The following is a 19003-nucleotide window of genomic DNA, read 5'->3' as shown; positions in this document are numbered from 1 at the left end:
GACGGCGGACCTATTCTGGCTCTCGGACGACCAGTGGGCGGTGATCGAACTGTTCATGCCCCGCAACCAGCCCGGGCCCGAGCGCAACGACGACCGGCAGGTCATCTCCGGCATCCCTCACGTGATCACCGCCGGCTGCCGCTGGTGCGACTGCCCGGACGCGTACGGTCCGCCCACCACGATCTACAACCGCTTCAACCGCTGGTCCCGCCGCGGCTTCTGGCGGGCGATTCTGGCCGCCCTAGCCAAGGCGGGCTGGGCCGGTTACACGGCCGCCCTCGACAGCACCTATGTCTGGTCCCACCGCTCCGCCCACGGGGCAAAGGGGGGCTCGCGCGCAAGGGATCGGCCCGTCGTGCGGCGGCCGGACCACGAAGATCCACGCGCTCACCGACGTGCTCGGCCGCCCCGGCGTCCTTCTGCTGACGTCGGGCAACGCCAGCGACGTGACGTCTGCGCCCGCCGTGCTGGCCGAGGCGCCCGGCCGCATCCGCCGCCTTGGCTGCCGATAAAGGCTACAACGCCAGCTGGCTGCGCGCCGACCTGCGGGAGAAGGGCATCACGCCCGTCATCCCGGGCAAGCGCGGCCGCAAGCACCGTATCCGCCACGACAAGCTCGTCCGCGACTACGCCTCAGCCCTCGCGCTCGCCGCCGTCATCGCCTTCTGGTGCTGATCGCGTCTCGACCCTGGCTGGCCACGAACCCAGGTATCGGCGCGTTCAACGCGACCGCCCTCGTCTCGGCCTTCGGCAACGGGTCCACTTTCGCCCGCGGACGTGATCTGGCAGTCTGGCTCGGCCTCGTGCCGCGACAGGTGACGACGGGCGGGAAGCTGAAGCTCGTCGGAATCACTGGCGGCGGCAGCAAGTACCTGCGCAAGACGCTCATCCGGGACACCCGGGCCGCAATGCCGACGCTTCGGCAGGGGGACCCACAGCTCGGGCAATGCTGTGCGGGTCCAGAGCTACTTGCGGACGGGGCGGGCCATATGGAGGGTAGTTTGTCATACTCTGAAATCCAAAGAATATCTCGGGGTGGTAATGAGTTCGAAGTGGACCGCCTTTGGAAATTATGCATGTACTCCAATGATTTCGCTCATGCCGCATACGGATTGAAATTATTCCAGCTGTATGAGAGCTTAGAAGGAAATTTGCGATCTTTTGATCTGGGCTCGGTAGAGCTGGACGGTAAAATTATTCCGCTGCTTTTAGATGGAATTAACAACTACAGTACGCTCTCGAACGAGCTGCTTAATGTTGACGACCGTATCAACGCGGGAGTAAATGTTGACATCTTCGCAGTAATTCCGGAAAATAATCGTATTGTAGAGAATCCTAGTCATGACGCCGGCCTTCGGCATGCGCTTCTTACTATGTCACCCTCAATTAGCGCAAAGTTGGTGGATTGCTATAATGGCTTCGATTGTTTCAAGCCAATCTTGGGAATAAGAGCATTCGACTCGCACCCGAGCACAGGATCGTACGTTAAATTTTTCAACTATATAATCAGTAATCTCGGCTATGATTTACCTTCTTTCACGATCCCATTTGATTTTGTGCCATATAGATGTGACCTAGCGTCTAGATTTTCAGAGGCCGAACCATTGTGCATGTTTATGTCACATATGCATTGCGTTAAAGATTATAACGCCGAGAAAACAACAAGCGGTATTCATAGATTGTACGAAAACTGTAATGCTCCGATAGACAAAAAAGTGCTTCTAATTGGCGATTCGCATTCTAACTCTGCCCTAAGTCAACTCTTCTCATACGTTTTTAGAGAAGTTCGATTTGTATGGGCGAGCCGAAGAGACAACTATGGGGTTTTTTCCGAAATTATAGAGTCTATCGTAGCCGAAGCAGATCATGTCATTGAGGAAGCGTCTGAACGATTCTTTCTAAGAAATTTTTGCTCGACGATGTAGCAACGCGTACGCTACTGCGTCCACGCGTAGCGCGATCACAAGCCGTGGCATGACGAAAGTTGCTAGAGCCGTGCCCGGCTGGGTTGGGACCTTGAGGGGTGAAGGAAGATGCTGATGCCTTCATCCTTGCCCCTCGATCTATGCGAGCGTGTTGTTTCTGCCGTTTCGGAAGAGGTATCCTATCACTCGGTGATGACCGGAGCTCGGTAGATCCCGCCCTTCGTCAGAAGGTCCCACGCGATTTGTGCGTTCTTATTCACCACCGCCACGATGACCAGCATCGGCGGCTTGCGCGCGAGCATTCGGCCGAGCCACGAGTCGGCCGGCACGCCCTTGCGCTTGGTTCAGTGCACCACCGCGCTGGGAGCGATGATGAGCAGGCGGCGCAGCGTCCCCTCGCCCTTGCGCGAGGTACGGCCGAGGCGCTCTTTGCCGCAGCCCGTTGAACACCTCCCCCAGACTGTGCTCGCGCTTGACAGCGGCTTCTGGCAGCAGTGTCAGGGAAGGGGCAACCAGAGCCAATTCTTCTCTGACATAGGACAGGTAGCCGCGGCGGGGCTGCATCCCTGCAAAACTGGCGCATCAGCAGGTTTATAATAACGTCTAGGCCCCCTCAACGCTAAAGCCAACCCTCGCCGGATGGGCTCTCAAGTCAAATTACTGAGTATCTAATACACTTATCTACCGCACCCCGCTTTTTCTGTAAAAAAGATCAGTCGATAATTTGAGATCGTCGATACAATTGCGCGCAGAATCTATAATTATATCATTCGGAATGTTGTTGTAAATTCGGTTTCGCGCCCAGAGTTCGAGATCTATTTGTTTGATGTTGACAGATAGGTTCGATTTGAGTTCCTCCGTTAACACATACGCCTTCCGCCATATTTGGGCTTCTGTGGAAAAGGGATCTGCCGACTTGTTTGTTGTGTTTATCATATTGTTGAAAAACCAATATTCGCAGATGCTTTCGTCCATCGATCTGAACGTAAAATTGTGATTTGGAATCAACCTCAGCAGCAATCGATAATCTTCAAGGTACGGAACATCTTCATCAAAAAATAGTTCATCTTTGCGAATTCGGTCGAGATCAAAAACGTAAGAATGAATAGGACAGAAACTGTCAACGATTAGATCTATGATAGTAGAACCATTAAAGGGTGTTGTCTTGCTAGTGGCGCTGAATACGTCGCCCCGCAGTGTTCCCTCCACACGGACACACCTGCCGAACGCAACGGCTGCACCGGTTTGCTTTAAATCGGCGACGAGCTGCTTGTACGCAAAATGGTACATTAAGTCATCGTCATCAAGTATCGCAAGGTATCGACTGCTCGATTGAGAAAGTCCTATATTTAAAAGCCTGCATCGAAGATCTCTTCTTTCGTCATTCTGATCTACATTGATTACCTTGACGGCCTCGATGGCTGGAAGTGAATACATATTATTGTCTACCCATTCCTGAACCAAGCACAGCGCGTCAGATGCGAATCCCTGCGTCATAAGAACGACTTCTAAACTTACATCTTGCTGCACGGATAGGGACAGGAGAGCCCTTTTTAGATATGCGAATCGCTTAACATTGTGAGTTCGAACTATTACGCTGATATCCGCCATTCTATTGCACCTTGTTGTCAATCTCTATTACGTTCGATCATCTCGCGCTACCAGCGTGGCAGGGAAAAGTAAAATCCTTGCCTAAATTCGCATAAGTCGGGAACTCTCTTTATCATCTGCTCGCTTAATGAAGGTAGGTACTCCCTAGCCGGAAAATGACCTTCAGCAACTAGCATTTCTTCGACCCAATTGAGAAAATCAGGTGCTCCCCATTTATGAGCTAGATAACGTCCACTTACCAACATGCTTTTGCGGGTTTGCTTACTGGACCTATCTCTAACATCGTGGAAAAATGCGGCTCGAGGTATGTATAGGATCTTGAGGCCGGCATCCCGCACCCTCCATGAAAGGTCAACATCTTCGCAATACATGACAAATTTTTCGTCAAAACCCATTGTGCTTTCATAGGCCGCTTTACTGACCAGCAAGCAGGCACCTGAGCACCATGGCGTTTCCAATGTGATTGGATCGTAATTCTTTGGATGATCGATTGGAAATTGTGATGCCTCCACAAGGCCAACATCAGAATAGTAATGCGCGGCATTAATCATATTATAATAGCAATCTTCGAGAGGGTATCCGTCCGGGTTGACCATAATATAATAATCAGCGCTCAATGTTTCGTCGAATGAACGACTCATTAGAAGATTGTGGCCCGCCGCAAATCCAGTGTTCGTCCAATTCTCGAAAGATATCCAATCTCTCATTGTTTCAGGGACGGTGAGTTTACTCGAAGAATTGTCAATAAAAATAAACTCGAATACGATATTGATGTTCCTAAGACCGAATTCTCTCTTAGCATAAGCCACCGATCGATTGGATTGATAGCTCAGATTTGATAGTTCATGCTGGGTATTATTATACAGGACGGTTCCGATAACAACTTTCAAGTCTTTGAAAGCAGGTAGGTGTCTATTTAAGTGAAAGTCAGAAGGTTTGAAGCTTGTGATAGGAACACTTGCTAAAATTTGCTCATCACCGCCCATTTTTTTGTCCGCATTGAAGGTGCCAAATACATTATTTGGCAAAATATTAATTCCTAGCTGATCTATATCGGATGCTTTCGATTTGACGACAATCAGCGTGCTATTAATTTCAATAGCTTCGAAAAGCATCTGTTGGAATGAAGTAGGAACTTTGAATGTTTTTAAACTACCGTTCGATCGCAAAATGTTTAAACTAGGTAAAACAACAAACATGAAGCTATCGTCACCATATATAGTTGATTCTTTGCGCAGCTTAAGACGAAAGTAATGTTCTGTTTCCCTAACACGGAACTGCTCCCGTACGAGCATGTACGAACTAAGGTGCTTTCCCCCGGCAATATCGGCAGGAACATTTTTTTCAATCTCACGTAATACGATCTGATTTTTATCTAATAGCTGAATGACTACCGCCGCCTTAGAGCGATGGGTTGCTACAAAAATAGTGAAATTGTAAAAATTATTTTTACGCAGCGGTATTTTTTGACTTTGAGTCAGCTCTGTTGGACCTGTGTGTTCGCTATAGTCGTGTATAGATAAAACGATCTCGCCTTGAACTTTTTCGTATCCCTCAACATTGTTGCTGATATTTACGAAATTGACATTTTGATTTGAATTCTGCCAATGCAAATGATCCAAATAGTAGTTCCCATCTATAAGACTTACTCGACTTTCGTCGAAATACAAAATACCATCCTCCGAGACGGTCAGATTTTGTTCAGTGTTTTGTTTTACGACAAACACTTCGTCTTCGTAAAAACCTCGAACTACAAATTTTTCGTCCATATTATACCTCAACCTTCCGCTAAGTATAGCTGTGCACAGTCCATAGCCGATGCTTTCAATTTAAGCAATTGGTCGCTGATTTGCCATGCGATGTCGCAACTTGGATGGCTAGGTGGGTGCCGTTACGTCTCCTGTGCGCCGCCTTTTAGAGGGTATCCCTGCTGATTGTCCATCTCATCGTCTATTATGATAGCCGGCTTCGGCGAGGCGCTCGGTGTGCTGGATTGAAACGTCCAGGTGCTGTGACGTAGACTGGGGATTCGCGGGCGTGGTGACTTGTGCGAGTCTGGGTGCACCCAGCGGGGGCGTTCGGAGGGCACGAATGCGGTCTTTGCCAGCAGCGTCGAGGCACGCCCCACCTCGGAGGATTCGGCCAGCAGGATGAGGCTCATTCAACCCAGGCCGGTCGCCTCGATGAAATGGCTGTCGGACGAGCGCACGGAATCGCAGTAGATGCCTTACGCCGCGATGCGTTTGCCGTGGCGCCGTTCGATTGTGTCGTGCAGTGGCGCGCTGGACGACACCGACGAAGGCAGACTTCCCTAACCCTCCGTCGCTGCCAGCCCGCCAGTCTCGCGGTCGGCTGCAATCGTGTGCAGTTAGGGCGCAAACCCGGAGCTGTTTGATCAGCCGCCGAGGTTACGCACGATTCTTGTTAAGCCCCGCCGCGTTCAGCCGTTGCCAGGTTTTTGGTGTACGAGCATTTCGATACTCTGCTTCCCGTTGCGCCAGCCATGCCGGCGGCGGGGTTGTGTGTAAAGTGCTGCGGATTTAATGGACTCCGATCGTAGTAATACAGCGCGTCAAATGCGAGGAAAGTGATGGATCAGCTCTTGAAAGAGGCCTATGCATCCAGTGGCGTTCCGATAACTAAAGATTATATTGAAAATGATAGTCGGGAATATTTGAGAAATATTGGAGAATACACTTATGGTGCCCCGAATATATTTTGGTGGGGTGAAAATGTCGGCCTTACAATTGGAAAATACTGCTCTATATCCTCAGACGTTTCAATCCTGTTGGGCGGCAATCATCGTACTGACTGGGTGACGACGTTTCCGTTTAGCTCGTTAGATCCATTTGCTACCAGTATGAGCGGCCATCCAGCAACAAATGGAGACGTTAACATCGGGAATGACGTCTGGCTTGGTTCATCATCAAGTATCATGTCTGGTGTCACGGTCGGAGATGGCGCATGCGTGGGTCATAAAGCAGTTGTTACTAAAGATGTTCCTCCATACGCGATCGTCGCAGGCAACCCGGCGCGCGTCGTTCGACTACGCTTCACCGCGGAGCAAATCGACCGATTGTTGAAAATCAAATGGTGGGATTGGCCACACGCGCATATTCGCGAAATTTTTGATTATATGCTTTCGCAAAATATAGACGAATTCTTAAATACCGCTGAAGCTTTGTTGCGTCGGTGATTTGTTCGTAGGAGATGCGTTGATTACTTACCAGGAATCTGATTTGAAGTACCTCTCGTGCAACTAATATTACAGGCGGAATTTTTTGCGGGACCGCAGATGGGCTGCCCGTGCGGAGGTGGAATGCGGTCGTCAGAGGGACCATGCCATCAGCAACCTGCGCACGGGGGCGACGGCAAGAACGAAACGGGCTAATAGGTGCTTGATGTCTGTAACGGAGGGCGGCTGCAGGTGCTCAGGGGGCCCAGGGCGGACGCACTCCAATGTGCACCAACTCCAGCACGCGGCCGGGCGATGAAAGCGAGCCCGTCCAGCCGCGCGGCGCAGAGCGGCGACGTAGGCGTGGGCGAGCATCGGCAGGGTGACATGCGGGCCACCGCGGCGCGCACTTTGGCTTTGAGCTTGACGAAGACGCGTTCGATCGGATCAAAGTGGGGTGAAAAGGCCGGCAGGTAGAGCGAGCGTGCGCCAGCCGCCTCGATGCGCTCACGGATACCGCTGACCTTGTGGACGGGCAGATTGTCGAGCACGATCGTGTTACCGGGTCGGACGGCTGGGACGATGGTTTCTTCGACATAGCCGCGGACGCGAACGCCCGTCATCGGTGTCAATCGGCGTGCAAAAGAGGGTCTGGCGCGCTCGCAATGCAGTCGGCATCACTCAACGGCGATGAGCCGCGCTTCAAGCAGATCGAGTTTGGCTCGCCTGAACATCTCTCGTTTCACGAGCTTCAGGCGGGTGATCTGCCCCTCGGTTTGGCCATTCGACCACGGCTCGGCCAGTGCCGCGGCAACAGCTGCTCTGTCTCTCGATAGGCCTTTCGCGAAGGACGCGAGGAGCCGGTGGGCGGCCGTATCGATCCAAGCGTCGAAATCTGGTGGTCTCCGCTCGCAGATCATCGCCTGGAAGCCGGAGAGTAGAGAACGGGCCTCGTCGAGCGTCGGTACCGCCGCTTCGATCGTCGCAACCGTCACGGCCTCGACCTTGTTGAAGCTGTCCCACCCGGTCGTCATCAGCCGCGTAAGAAGACGCGCAGATGGCACCCTGCCGGGCGCCCCCTCGAGAGACTGCTCACGGCGTCGGCGGTGGGTTACCCATTCTCCGACGACGCGGACGCTGTCGGTGGCCCGTGCCCGCTCGACCGAGGCAGCCGCCAGTTCAAGGCACCTCGGCCGAACGCGTTATGGGTCAGCGACTTCACCTGCGTGGCCACATGGGACGGCTTCGCCTACGTCGCCTTCGTCATCGACACCTTCGACTGGCGCATCGTCGGTTGGCGCGTGTCTCGCTCGGCTCGGGCGGACTTCGTGCTCGATGCCTTGGAGCAGGCCCTGCACGAGCGCCGTCCCTTCGCCGGCGGCGGCTTCGTCTGTCACTCCGACCGAGGATCGCAATACATGAGCATCCGCTACACCGAGAGTCTCGCCGCCGCCGGGATCGAGCCCTCCGTGGGCAGCGTTGGGGACAGCTACGACAATGCGCTCGCCGAGACGGTTATCAACCTGTTCAAGACCGAGGTCATCGATAGGCGCGGTCTGTGGCAGGGCTTCGAGGCGGTCGAGTACGCCACCCTGGAGTGGGTTGACTAGGTCAACACGCGTCGCCTGCTCGAACCCATCGGCCATAAACCTCCTCTCGAGGCCGAAGCGCGCAACTATTGCAAGGCCGAGGTGGCCGCCTAACCCAAACCAAATGGCCTCCGGAAAATCCGGAGCGGTTCATCTGACGTCCCCTTATCGCTTTGGTCCGGCGTGAGTGCGAGTTTTCCGGTTTCGTGAGCCCCTGAGGGGAGGAGCAGAGCCGTGAAGAAGAGCAGGTTCACCGAAGAGCAGATCGCCTTTGCACTGAAGCAGGCCGAGACCGGGACACCGGTCGCGGAGGTGATGCGCCGGATGGGCATCTCCGAGCAGACATTCTACCGCTGGAAGAAGCTCTACGGCGGCTTGGGCACGGGCGAGTTGCGGCGGCTGAAGCAGCTCGAAGACGAGAACCGCAAGCTCAAGCAACTCGTGGCCGATCTGAGCCTCGACAAGCACATCCTGCAGGACGTGCTCGCAAAAAAGCTCTGACGCCTGCTCGGCGACGCGAGCTCGTGCACCAGGTTCAGGAGGCGCACGGGGTGAGTGAGCGGCGCGGCTGCGCCGCGCTCGGCGTCGGCCGGTCGGGCGTCCGCTACCGCTCGACCAAGCCCGATCAGGCACCGCTGCGGATGCGCATCTGCGATCTGGCCAAGAGCCGGGTGCGCTATGGGTACTTCCGGATCTACATACTGCTGCGCCGGGAGGGTTGGCGGGTGAACCATAAGCGGGTTCACCGTCTCTACCGGGACGAGGGGCTGAGCCTGCGGCTCAAGCGGCCGCGCCGGAACGTCAGCGCGGCACACCGTGAGCGTCAGCCTGCTGCGCTCCGGCCGAACGAACGCTGGTCGATGGACTTCGTCTCCGACGCGCTGTTCGACGGCCGCCGGCTGCGGGCCCTGACGGTCGTCGATGCGTTCACGCGCGAGGCTCTGGCGATCGAGGTCGACGAGGGCATCAAAGGCGAGCAGGTCGTGGCTGTCGTCGGCCGCTTGGCGCTGCTGCGCGGAGCACCGCGCGCGATTCAGGTCGATAACGGGCCTGAGTTCGTCTCGAAAGCACTCGACCGCTGGGCCTACGAGAATGGTGTCACGTTGGACTTCTCACGGCCCGGCAAGCCGACCGACAACGCGCTGGTCGAGTCGTTCAACGGCCGGCTGCGCGACGAGTGCTTGAACGCGAACTGGTTCTTGTCGTTGGCCGACGCGAGGAGCAAGATCGAGACGTGGCGGCGGCACTACAATGAGAGCCGTCCTCACACCGCCCTGGGGTGGCGAACGCCCCAGGAATTCGCCCTGGCGGCGGCCCTGCAGGCCGCCGAATGAGATCCGGAAGCTCACCTTTCGGCCGGACCAAAATCCGGGGGACCGTCAATCGTATCCCTTATCGGCAATGAGGTGGCGGATGCAGCGGGGCGCCTCAGTCAGATCAGCCGGGGCGGTCTCACGTTGCTAGCATTGCCGGGCGTTCACCTCGACCAGATGCAGAAACTACGTCGCGGCCACCAGACACAAAAACGACTTGGCTGTTGCAGCATGATCGGATACCGCTGTATCCAGACGCGAGCGAATATCTTTTGCCAGCTCACGAGCCGGCGGTTGCGTTAAATGGCTTGCTCGGCGAGGTCCACGCCGCCATTAAGTACTTTGTCGCCTATGCTTACGGCGACCTGAAACCCTTCGCTTGGACAGCTAATCCCAACTATATCATCAAAGCCGATAGAAGTGATCGGCAAGCGTTAAGCTCCGCCTGCTATGTGGATCCAAATAAACTATGAAGAGCGAAAAGTGCTGCATCATCGGCGCTGTTGACAAATAAGCATAATAGTGTCGTAGACAGAGGCGTCATTGCTTCGGCTCAGTAATTATCATCAAGTAAAGCCTTGGTCTTGAATTGTCGATGGAAGTACCCCTCCCCAGTTGCTACGGATGATTTGATCGGGTTCTTGATATCGAGCAACTTGGCCTATTATTTTGATCGCTGATGAATGCTTCGGATCATAGATTTGGGATTGTACAGGTTTGTGAAAGGCAGGTCTATCATGTAAGGTTGAAAACATCTTCGCTTTGGTATGCGGAACACGCGCTCGAAGGAGTAAAGTTGTGGTAGAATCATCAAAAATAATCGAAAAAGACTTATCGGGCTTGGATTATATCGAAATGCTTCGCCGCATTCATAATGTAATGAAACCAGCAAATTATCTAGAGATTGGAACAAAGTATGGAGATACCTTGGCCTTATCTGATTGCAATACAATTGGGATCGACCCAAACTTCCAAATATCAAATCCAGAAGTTTTCAGCAGAAAAACTATCACAATGTTGTATCAAATGACATCAGATGACTTCTTCGCTAAGTTTGATATAAGAACGATCTTTGGGAGTCCGATTCAATTATCGTTTTTAGATGGTATGCATCGCTGTGAATTTCTGCTCAGAGATTTCTACAATACTGAAATGAATTCATCACGAAATTCAGTGATTGCCATTCATGACTGTTTGCCAACAGAGATGCCTATGACATCACGGCGAGATGATGGCATCGTTGCGATTAAGGATTCTCGATCTGGTTGGTGGACAGGTGATGTCTGGCGGACAGCATTACTTCTGAAAAGAGATCGGCCCGATTTGGAAATACTTTCCCTTGATGCTTACCCGACCGGGCTACTGCTGATAACGAATCTAGATCCGAAGTCATCTTATTTAAAAGAGAACTACAGATCGCATGTAAAAAAAATGATGTCGTATGACTTGTCGGCGATTGGTTTTGAAAAATTTTACGAAGAAATGGGTGTAGTTAGTACATCGGTCATCGACATGCCAGAAAAGATGACGACGCATTTCAACTTCTATTGATTTAGCTCATCACCATGTCTAGCCCGTCCGGGACACGGGGCACCGAGAGCACGCGAGTGCGGGCCAGCCCCACCCGTAGACGATGGGCTGCGAGCCCGAACCATTATAGTGATGCCGTCGCCTAGCACCTGCGCAAGTACGACTGACTGAGTGAGGGCTTGAAGGTCGCCGAGCGTCGACTGGCACGCCAGACCCGCGCCAGCGCGAACGTCACGTGTCTGATGACGGTTCCGGACATCGACCTGGTGGTTGCGGTCGGGCTGATCGCTGCCGTAGGAATCGTGGCGCGGTTCGCCGGCCCGGATTGGCTCGTGACCTATCTCAGGCTGAAATCAAGCGTAGTGGATCCAAGCCGTCGGCCGCTCGTGCGGCGGATTTACGAGCAAAATCTACTTATTGCTTGGCCGATGGTCGTGGCTAACCGGTAGCGGTCACCCTGACGCCGGGCAACGTGGCCGACATCAGCATGGCGCTGCCTATGCTGCGGGCCGTAGTGCTACCCGAGCACCTGATTGCCGACAAGGCCTGCGACGTACAGAGCCCGAGGGATTGGCTGAAGAGCCGCAAGGCGATCGCCACCATCCCAACCGCGGCCACCCGGACGATCCCCTATAAGCATAGCCGGATCACAATTCGAATGCCTGCTGGCCGCTTTCGCTCGCGAGGCCGCCGCAGGCTCGCACTGATGTTCGGCGATGTGCGCCTCCGCAAGAGGACGCACAGGCTAAACCCACACCGCATCCGCGGGAATTTTCCCGATTCGATAAATTGAGAACTGCATCACATCTACAACTTATTCCTGCATCGATTAGTATCCCCATCTCAATTGTTCGTGTGTATAAGTAGCAGACACAGTCATTTCGCGTTTTTTATTTGTCATGACTTGAGGCATGACGCCATAATCACATCACCATTGAACCACTCAGGTCTAAGCTGAATTGGAATAAATCTATGATATTTCACAGGCGCACATATTTCTCAAAATATTCTATTGTGCGTTTGAGTCCTTCTTGCAATTCGATTGTTGGGTTCCAATTCAAAATTGCCTGTGCTTTCGATATATCAGGGCGGCGCTGCCGGGGATCGTCAGGAGGGAGCGGACGATAAACAATTTTTGAACGAGAATTGGTGAGTTCGATAACAGTGTCGGCCAGCTGTCGAATAGTAAACTCTCCCGGATTGCCAATATTTATCGGGCCGGTTACATCTGCCCCCGTTTCCATCATTTTCATGAATCCATCTACCAAATCATCGACGTAACAAAACGACCGGGTCTGCGAACCGTCTCCATATAGTGTGATATCTTTATCACGCAAGGCTTGCAATACTAAATTTGAAACAACTCGACCATCGTTCGGATGCATTCTAGGGCCATAAGTATTGAAAATGCGCACAACTTTGATTTCAACGTTGTGTTGGCGCCTGTAATCGAAAAACAACGTTTCAGCGCAACGTTTACCCTCGTCGTAGCATGATCGGTAACCAATTGGGTTGACCCGCCCCCAGTATTCTTCGGGCTGCGGGTGTACCTCTGGATCGCCATAAACTTCCGATGTAGACGCCTGCAAAATCTTTGCTTTGACGCGTTTAGCCAGGCCCAGCATATTGATGGCGCCAATAACACTCGTTTTTGTCGTTTGTACCGGATCGAATTGGTAGTGAACAGGCGACGCAGGACAAGCTAAATTATATATTTCGTCAACTTCAACATAGAGCGGAAAACTTATGTCATGTCTCATCATCTCAAAATTTGAATTTCCGAGTAAGTGCGCGATATTGCGTCTTGTTCCAGTAAAGAAATTATCTACGCATAATATTTCGTGTCCTTGAGCTAGCAGACGCTCACATAGATGTGAGCCGAGAAAACCAGCACCTCCTGTAACAAGGATTTTTTTTGTCGTCCCGTAGCGCATAGTATGCTCCGTACATCTGAGTTTTCGGGCGTGGGATCATATGTTTGTTGAGATCATCGCATACCTATTCCTACCCCGGTATATTTAAATCCATTTTTCTCGGCTTCTGTGCGCGGATAGACATTACGCAGATCGACAAGAATCGGATCTCGCATTACTTCTCGCAGTCTATTTAGATCTAGAGCTCGGAAAGCATTCCATTCAGTGATGATAACTATTGCATCGGCTTCTTGCGCGCAACTGTAGGCATCGTCGGCATAAATCACATCACTCAGAAGCGCCTTTGCTTGCCTAATCCCTTCCGGATCGTATGCAATTATCGATGCACCAGCGTCTTGCAACCCAGCAATAATTGACAACGATGGCGCATCTCGCATATCGTCAGTGTCAGGTTTGAAGGTCAGGCCCAATACTGCTATGCGTTTGCCCCGAACGCTTCCTCTGCAAGCTTGGATTACCTTGCGTGCCATCGCCCTCTTCCGCTGATCGTTCACAGCAACTACTGCCTCGACGATCCGCACGGGCGTACCACAATCTTGAGCCGTCTTCACTAATGCTAGTGTATCTTTCGGAAAGCACGAGCCCCCATAGCCAGGACCCGCGTGAAGGAACTTTCGTCCAATTCGATTGTCGAGCCCAATACCGCGAGCAACTTCCTGGACATCGGCTCCTACACGCTCACAAAGATCTGCAATTTCATTGATGAAAGTAATTTTGGTTGCAAGAAACGCATTTGCAGCGTACTTAGTTAACTCCGCAGTTCTCCGTGAAGTGACAATTATTGGCGCTTGATTGAGGTACAAGGGCCGATAAATTTCGCCGATGACTGCTGCGGCACGTGGGTCATTGGCTCCAACGACTATGCGATCAGGGCGCTTAAAGTCTATGATCGCCGCTCCTTCGCGCAGAAATTCTGGATTTGATGCAACGGTAATTTCGATGTCAGGTCGCAGCTCTTTTACGATTCGCTCGACCTCATCCCCCGTACCTACTGGCACAGTTGACTTAGTAACGACTACAATAGGCCCCGTTGCATTTTGGGCGATGTCTCTAGCGGCTTGGTATACATAAGATAGATCAGCGAAGCCATCGCCGCGCCGAGATGGTGTCCCGACCGCTATAAAGATGGCATCTGCAGTTTTAATTGCTTCTGCTAAATTTGTGGTAAATGAAAGACGGTTCTGGCGGACATTTTCAGCTACTAATGCATCAAGCCCTGGCTCATATATTGGTATGCGCCCCTCCTGTAAATCCTCAATTTTCTTGGCGGCGGAATCGACACATACAACTGTATGACCAAAATCAGCGAAGCAAGCACCGGAAACTAGGCCGACGTATCCGGCTCCCAACATAACTACGCGCATCTGACGTTCCTTTTTCTGTCTTAGATATATGCTATAGTAGGTCTGGCTTCGGATCGTCGGTCATTCGTCTTAGCTATATCGATGAGCTCAAGTGGGCGGGTCAAATGCGCGTCTGCTTGATACATTTCTCTAGCATTGCGATCTATAACTGGTATAATAGATGTTCGTAGTGTCGTGTACGGCGACACTCATTTTTGAAGGTTGCTGCCACAAATCCTATCCCTAATACGAATATAGCTCCGATCCGATCCGAGCCGCCGCCGTGCGTCGTCGTAGATCGCAGCTAGCGCAAGCAATCAGCGGCTCCGGCCCACATCCCAGCTGCTTCGGGTGAAACGCCTCAGAACACTGGCGTGGAAGTCGTTGCGCAGCGGCACGGCAGCAGACATGGCTCTCCTGGTTCGCCTTATCGAATCAGATCCCCCACGGCAAGGATACTCCGCCACGCACGCTCAGTATGATCCCCCCATCGAAGTGGTCCGCCCTGAGGTATGGCTTTCGAGCAGGTAGAGTTGCTCCGGTTTGTGGTCCACAGCCTATGCAAGTTCTCGGGCTGTGTGACGGTCCCCCGGATTTTGGTCCGGCCGAAAGGTGAGCTTCCGGATCTCATTCGGCGGCCTGCAGGGCCGCCGCCAGGGCGAATTCCTGGGGCGTTCGCCACCCCAGGGCGGTGTGAGGACGGCTCTCATTGTAGTGCCGCCGCCACGTCTCGATCTTGCTCCTCGCGTCGGCCAACGACAAGAACCAGTTCGCGTTCAAGCACTCGTCGCGCAGCCGGCCGTTGAACGACTCGACCAGCGCGTTGTCGGTCGGCTTGCCGGGCCGTGAGAAGTCCAACGTGACACCATTCTCGTAGGCCCAGCGGTCGAGTGCTTTCGAGACGAACTCAGGCCCGTTATCGACCTGAATCGCGCGCGGTGCTCCGCGCAGCAGCGCCAAGCGGCCGACGACAGCCACGACCTGCTCGCCTTTGATGCCCTCGTCGACCTCGATCGCCAGAGCCTCGCGCGTGAACGCATCGACGACCGTCAGGGCCCGCAGCCGGCGGCCGTCGAACAGCGCGTCGGAGACGAAGTCCATCGACCAGCGTTCGTTCGGCCGGAGCGCAGCAGGCTGACGCTCACGGTGTGCCGCGCTGACGTTCCGGCGCGGCCGCTTGAGCCGCAGGCTCAGCCCCTCGTCCCGGTAGAGACGGTGAACCCGCTTATGGTTCACCCGCCAACCCTCCCGGCGCAGCAGTATGTAGATCCGGAAGTACCCATAGCGCACCCGGCTCTTGGCCAGATCGCAGATGCGCATCCGCAGCGGTGCCTGATCGGGCTTGGTCGAGCGGTAGCGGACGCCCGACCGGCCGACGCCGAGCGCGGCGCAGCCGCGCCGCTCACTCACCCCGTGCGCCTCCTGAACCTGGTGCACGAGCTCGCGTCGCCGAGCAGGCGTCAGAGCTTTTTTGCGAGCACGTCCTGCAGGATGTGCTTGTCGAGGCTCAGATCGGCCACGAGTTGCTTGAGCTTGCGGTTCTCGTCTTCGAGCTGCTTCAGCCGCCGCAACTCGCCCGTGCCCAAGCCGCCGTAGAGCTTCTTCCAGCGGTAGAATGTCTGCTCGGAGATGCCCATCCGGCGCATCACCTCCGCGACCGGTGTCCCGGTCTCGGCCTGCTTCAGTGCAAAGGCGATCTGCTCTTCGGTGAACCTGCTCTTCTTCACGGCTCTGCTCCTCCCCTCAGGGGCTCACGAAACCGGAAAACTCGCACTCACGCCGGACCAAAGCGATGGGGGGACGTCAGCATCGAAGTCCGGCCGCAACGGCACAGGAGCAGCCATCCCATCCTCCTCAAGCTCAAACCTCGACGACAGAATCACACCCCTTTCCGCACCGCTACCCCGCGTGAGTCCCGCTCAACGAGGCTTGGTATCACTCGTACAAACCTGACACTGTGTGAGCGGCGGAGACTGGGTCGTGCTCGGGATCATGCATCTCATCGTACAAGGGGTACCTGGGAGCCGTGGCGGACAGCATTGAGGCGAGTAGCGCAGCGAATGTCCGAGGAGGTTCGGTAGAGTTCAGTGCAAGTAGCCAAAAAATGTGGGCTGATTTAAGGGATTGCGACCTGAATCAAGAAGAAAATAATAACGACTACAATTACTTGAATGGCTCAATTGGCGGAAGGGGTGGGATTCGAACCCACGGTGGAGTTGCCCCCACGGCGGTTTTCAAGACCGCTGCCTTAAACCACTCGGCCACCCTTCCCTGGCGTCCGGAGTCGGGCGATCGCACCCGGTTCCGAGACAGAAATCTGTCTATGGCCGCGCGGGGATCAGCGTCAACGTGCGATGTGCGGATCGGGGCGTCATGCTCGAACCGGCCCGGGATGGGCCGGGGCGCGAGGATCAGGCGGGCCGCAGGCGCGAGAGCTGATCGAGGGTCGCGCGGTCGTGGAGCAGGGCGAAGCGCTCCTTCGGGGTGAGCCAGGTCTGCGCCTCCGCCAGGGTCTCCGCCTCCACGATCTTGGCGCGGGCGAGCGTGTGGTCGGCGTCGATCTGTCCGCGCGGACGGGACCTGCCCTCGGGCAGCATCGCCGCGTGGGCGTGGGCTAGGGCGGCATCGGCGTGGAGGGCGGCGAGCGCGTCGGCATCGTCGAAGCCGCGCGCCGCGTTGCGGCGGGCGAGTTCGCCCGCGCGCTGCGCGATGGCCGGCGGTGCCTGCTCCTCGGGGGTGACCAGCAGGCCGCGGTGCTTCAGGGCGAGGCCGAGCGCCAGCTGGCCGCTCGCCCAGGAGAGCGGGATCGCCAGGACGAGGCCGAGGATCGTCGGCGACATCCACAGGAACAGGGAGGTGGCGATGGCAAACGCCGCGATGCCCGTGACCACACCGAGGCCGGTGTGCCAGCGGTGGCGGCGCACGATGTCCGAGACCGGGATCGAGCCGTCGTCGCGGCGCTGCGGGTTCCAGCCGGTGTCGCGCCCGGCCAGGATCTGGAACACCGAGCCCGACTGGATCAGCATCGCGATCGGGGCGATCAGCGCCGAGAGCAGGATCTCGATCAGGAAGGACAGGATCAGCCGCCCGGCCCCGCCGCTCGCCCGCCGCGTCTCGGCATCGAGCAGCGCGAGGATGAGGCCGAGAACTTTCGGGGCGAGCAGAATGCCCATGGTCAGGGCGAAGAGCTGGAGCGCGCGCACCGGGTCGAAGCGCGGCCAGACCGGGTAGAGGCCGAACTCGGCCGAAAAATATTCCGGGCGCACCCAAGCGGTCTGCAGCACGATGACGATGCCGATCACGAGTTGCGCAAGCCAGAGCGGCGAGGCGACGTAGCCGGCGATCCCCGTGGCGAAGTGCTGGCGCGAGGCGGGCGCGAGCCCCGCCGCGCCGATGACGCGGGCGTGCTGGAGGTTTCCTTGCGCCCAGCGCCGGTCGCGCACGGCGAGGTCGATCAGCGAGGGCGGGCTCTCCTCGTAGGAGCCCTCCAGCTGCGGCAGCATGGTCACGCCCCAGCCGGCGCGGCGGATCAGCGCCGCCTCGACGAAGTCGTGGCTGAGGATGTGGCCGCCGAAGGGCGGACGGCCCTTGAGGTCCGGCAGGCCCGCGGCCTCGGCGAAGGCCTGCATCCGGATGATCGCGTTGTGCCCCCAGTAATTGCCGTCGCGGCCCGACCAGACCGAGAGGCCGGTGGCGATGACGGGGCCGTAGATGCGCGCGGCGAATTGCTGGAGCCGGGCGAACAGCGTGTTGCGGTTGATGATGAGCGGCAGGCTCTGGATGATGCCGGCCTGAGGATCCGCCTCCATCGCGGCGGCGAGCCGCACGATGCACGCGCCGGTGAGCAGGCTGTCGGCGTCGAGCACCAGCATGTGGTCGTAGGCCCCGCCCCAGCCGGTGACGAAGTCGGCGATGTTGCCGGCCTTGCGGTGATGGTTCTTTTCCCGGTGGCGGTAGTAGAGCCGGGCCTCGGGGCCGAGTTCCTCGCGCAGGGCCAGGAAGGCGCGCTCCTCGGCGATCCAGGCATCGGCCTGGGTCGAGTCGGACAGGACGAACCAATCGAAATGGCGCCCGAGGCCGGTGGCCTCGACGGCCTCGTACATCGCCTGGAGCCCGCCGAAGACCCGGGCGCTGCCCTCGTTGTAGACCGGCATGACGATGGCGGTGCGGGTGGCAAGACCTGCGGGAAGCGCTGTCGGACGGTCGCGCCGCAGCAGCACGGCGAAGCCGAGAAGCGCGGCGGTGAAGGCCAGGGCGATCCAGGAGAAGTTCAGGACGAACAGCACCAGCAGCACGTACTGGAGCCACGTGGCGCCGCCGGAGACCGAGATCACCTCGTACATCTGCCACCCGCCGTAGGCGGTCAGCGCGGCGGCCCCGCCGAACACGAACAGCCGCGCCAGCAGCGGCCCGCCGCCGCCGGCGCGGCGCGTCGCCAGCCGGGTGCGCAGGTCCTGCACCGGCATCGCCAGCGGCGCCCGCTTCGGCATGGCGGCCCGATCGAGGCTCGCCTCGGCCCGCTCGTCCAGCGGCGCGGGGCGGTCCATCACGGTCGAGACGCTGGCGGCGGGGTCGGGCATCGT

9 protein-coding genes, 1 tRNA gene and 9 pseudogenes are annotated in these 19003 nt (G+C 56.0%); 8 read left to right on the top strand and 11 right to left on the bottom strand.

Annotated elements, in window-relative coordinates; all coding sequences use genetic code 11:
* The first annotated feature begins 55 nt into the window (after positions 1 to 55).
* Positions 56 to 675, top strand: a pseudogene (locus MPPM_RS19675) (IS5 family transposase).
* 17 nt (positions 676 to 692) lie between these two features.
* A pseudogene (locus MPPM_RS19670) lies at positions 693 to 959 on the top strand (transposase); the annotation flags it as partial.
* A 1148-nt stretch (positions 960 to 2107) separates the two neighbouring features.
* On the opposite strand, the pseudogene MPPM_RS19665 reads toward MPPM_RS19670, so the two are convergent.
* From MPPM_RS19665 to MPPM_RS28100, 3 genes and pseudogenes are all read right to left on the bottom strand, one after another.
* Positions 2108 to 2371: pseudogene (locus tag MPPM_RS19665) on the bottom strand (IS110 family transposase); the annotation flags it as partial.
* 235 nt (positions 2372 to 2606) lie between these two features.
* Positions 2607 to 3536, bottom strand: a complete 930-nt coding sequence (locus MPPM_RS19660; protein ID WP_096486503.1) for a glycosyltransferase family A protein — start codon at positions 3534 to 3536, stop codon at positions 2607 to 2609.
* A 47-nt stretch (positions 3537 to 3583) separates the two neighbouring features.
* Positions 3584 to 5305, bottom strand: coding sequence for a glycosyltransferase family protein (locus MPPM_RS28100; protein ID WP_157914217.1), 1722 nt, complete (start codon positions 5303 to 5305; stop codon positions 3584 to 3586).
* 821 nt (positions 5306 to 6126) lie between these two features.
* On the opposite strand from MPPM_RS28100, the gene MPPM_RS19655 reads away from it, so the two are divergent.
* The gene (locus tag MPPM_RS19655) at positions 6127 to 6732 is read left to right on the top strand and encodes a CatB-related O-acetyltransferase (RefSeq protein WP_096486502.1); all 606 of its coding nucleotides are present in this window, start codon (positions 6127 to 6129) and stop codon (positions 6730 to 6732) included.
* Positions 6733 to 7100: 368 nt separating this feature from the next.
* Here the strand turns inward: MPPM_RS19655 and MPPM_RS19650 are convergent.
* Both MPPM_RS19650 and MPPM_RS19645 read right to left on the bottom strand, forming a co-directional pair.
* Positions 7101 to 7382, bottom strand: a pseudogene (locus MPPM_RS19650) (transposase); the annotation flags it as partial.
* A 6-nt stretch (positions 7383 to 7388) separates the two neighbouring features.
* Positions 7389 to 7856, bottom strand: a pseudogene (locus tag MPPM_RS19645) (transposase); the annotation flags it as partial.
* A 3-nt stretch (positions 7857 to 7859) separates the two neighbouring features.
* On the opposite strand from MPPM_RS19645, the pseudogene MPPM_RS19640 reads away from it, so the two are divergent.
* From MPPM_RS19640 to MPPM_RS29375, 5 genes and pseudogenes are all read left to right on the top strand, one after another.
* Positions 7860 to 8414 (top strand): annotated as a pseudogene (locus MPPM_RS19640) (IS3 family transposase); the annotation flags it as partial.
* Between the two features lie 120 nt (positions 8415 to 8534).
* Positions 8535 to 8687, top strand: a pseudogene (locus tag MPPM_RS29010) (transposase); the annotation flags it as partial.
* A complete protein-coding gene (locus tag MPPM_RS19635; protein WP_348529779.1) occupies positions 8645 to 9634 on the top strand; it encodes an IS3 family transposase in 990 nt (329 codons plus the stop codon). The pseudogene MPPM_RS29010 and the gene MPPM_RS19635, both read left to right, overlap by 43 nt.
* Before the next feature lie 777 nt (positions 9635 to 10411).
* Positions 10412 to 11164 (top strand): class I SAM-dependent methyltransferase, encoded by a 753-nt coding sequence (locus tag MPPM_RS28095; RefSeq protein ID WP_157914216.1) that lies wholly within the window; start codon positions 10412 to 10414, stop codon positions 11162 to 11164.
* A 342-nt stretch (positions 11165 to 11506) separates the two neighbouring features.
* Positions 11507 to 11879: pseudogene (locus MPPM_RS29375) on the top strand (transposase); the annotation flags it as partial.
* A gap of 244 nt (positions 11880 to 12123) precedes the next feature.
* On the opposite strand, the gene MPPM_RS19620 reads toward MPPM_RS29375, so the two are convergent.
* The 6 genes and pseudogenes from MPPM_RS19620 to mdoH form a co-directional block, all read right to left on the bottom strand.
* Positions 12124 to 13077 carry a UDP-glucuronic acid decarboxylase family protein gene (locus MPPM_RS19620; protein WP_096486500.1) on the bottom strand — a complete coding sequence of 318 codons (954 nt, stop codon included), beginning with the start codon at positions 13075 to 13077 and terminating at the stop codon, positions 12124 to 12126.
* 53 nt (positions 13078 to 13130) lie between these two features.
* Complete coding sequence (locus tag MPPM_RS19615) at positions 13131 to 14441, bottom strand: UDP-glucose dehydrogenase family protein (RefSeq protein WP_096486499.1); 1311 nt, start codon at positions 14439 to 14441, stop codon at positions 13131 to 13133.
* Positions 14442 to 15047: 606 nt separating this feature from the next.
* On the bottom strand, positions 15048 to 16028 hold the full coding sequence (locus tag MPPM_RS19610) for an IS3 family transposase (RefSeq protein ID WP_244573583.1): 981 nt from the start codon (positions 16026 to 16028) through the stop codon (positions 15048 to 15050).
* A pseudogene (locus tag MPPM_RS29000) lies at positions 15995 to 16147 on the bottom strand (transposase); the annotation flags it as partial. The pseudogene MPPM_RS29000 and the gene MPPM_RS19610, both read right to left, overlap by 34 nt.
* A 454-nt stretch (positions 16148 to 16601) precedes the next feature.
* Positions 16602 to 16691: transfer RNA gene (locus MPPM_RS19605), tRNA-Ser, on the bottom strand.
* 140 nt (positions 16692 to 16831) lie between these two features.
* Positions 16832 to 19000: a glucans biosynthesis glucosyltransferase MdoH gene (gene mdoH / locus MPPM_RS19600; protein WP_096486498.1), complete on the bottom strand. Its 2169-nt coding sequence runs from the start codon at positions 18998 to 19000 to the stop codon at positions 16832 to 16834.
* Positions 19001 to 19003 lie beyond the last annotated feature (3 nt).

Source organism: Methylorubrum populi, assembly GCF_002355515.1.
In the GTDB taxonomy this organism is placed as follows: Bacteria; Pseudomonadota; Alphaproteobacteria; order Rhizobiales; family Beijerinckiaceae; genus Methylobacterium; species Methylobacterium populi_A.
Note: the sequence above shows the minus strand (reverse complement) of the source record. Positions and strands in the feature narration are given on the sequence as shown.

Bases quoted from the DNA above. Each gene is read 5' to 3' on its own strand.
- MPPM_RS19660 (WP_096486503.1), bottom strand. From the start codon at position 3,536: ATGGCGGATATCAGCGTAATAGTTCGAACTCACAATGTTAAGCGATTC.
- MPPM_RS28100 (WP_157914217.1), bottom strand. From the start codon at position 5,305: ATGGACGAAAAATTTGTAGTTCGAGGTTTTTACGAAGACGAAGTGTTT.
- MPPM_RS19655 (WP_096486502.1), top strand. From the start codon at position 6,127: ATGGATCAGCTCTTGAAAGAGGCCTATGCATCCAGTGGCGTTCCGATA.
- MPPM_RS19620 (WP_096486500.1), bottom strand. From the start codon at position 13,077: ATGCGCTACGGGACGACAAAAAAAATCCTTGTTACAGGAGGTGCTGGT.
- MPPM_RS19615 (WP_096486499.1), bottom strand. From the start codon at position 14,441: ATGCGCGTAGTTATGTTGGGAGCCGGATACGTCGGCCTAGTTTCCGGT.
- mdoH (WP_096486498.1), bottom strand. From the start codon at position 19,000: ATGCCCGACCCCGCCGCCAGCGTCTCGACCGTGATGGACCGCCCCGCG.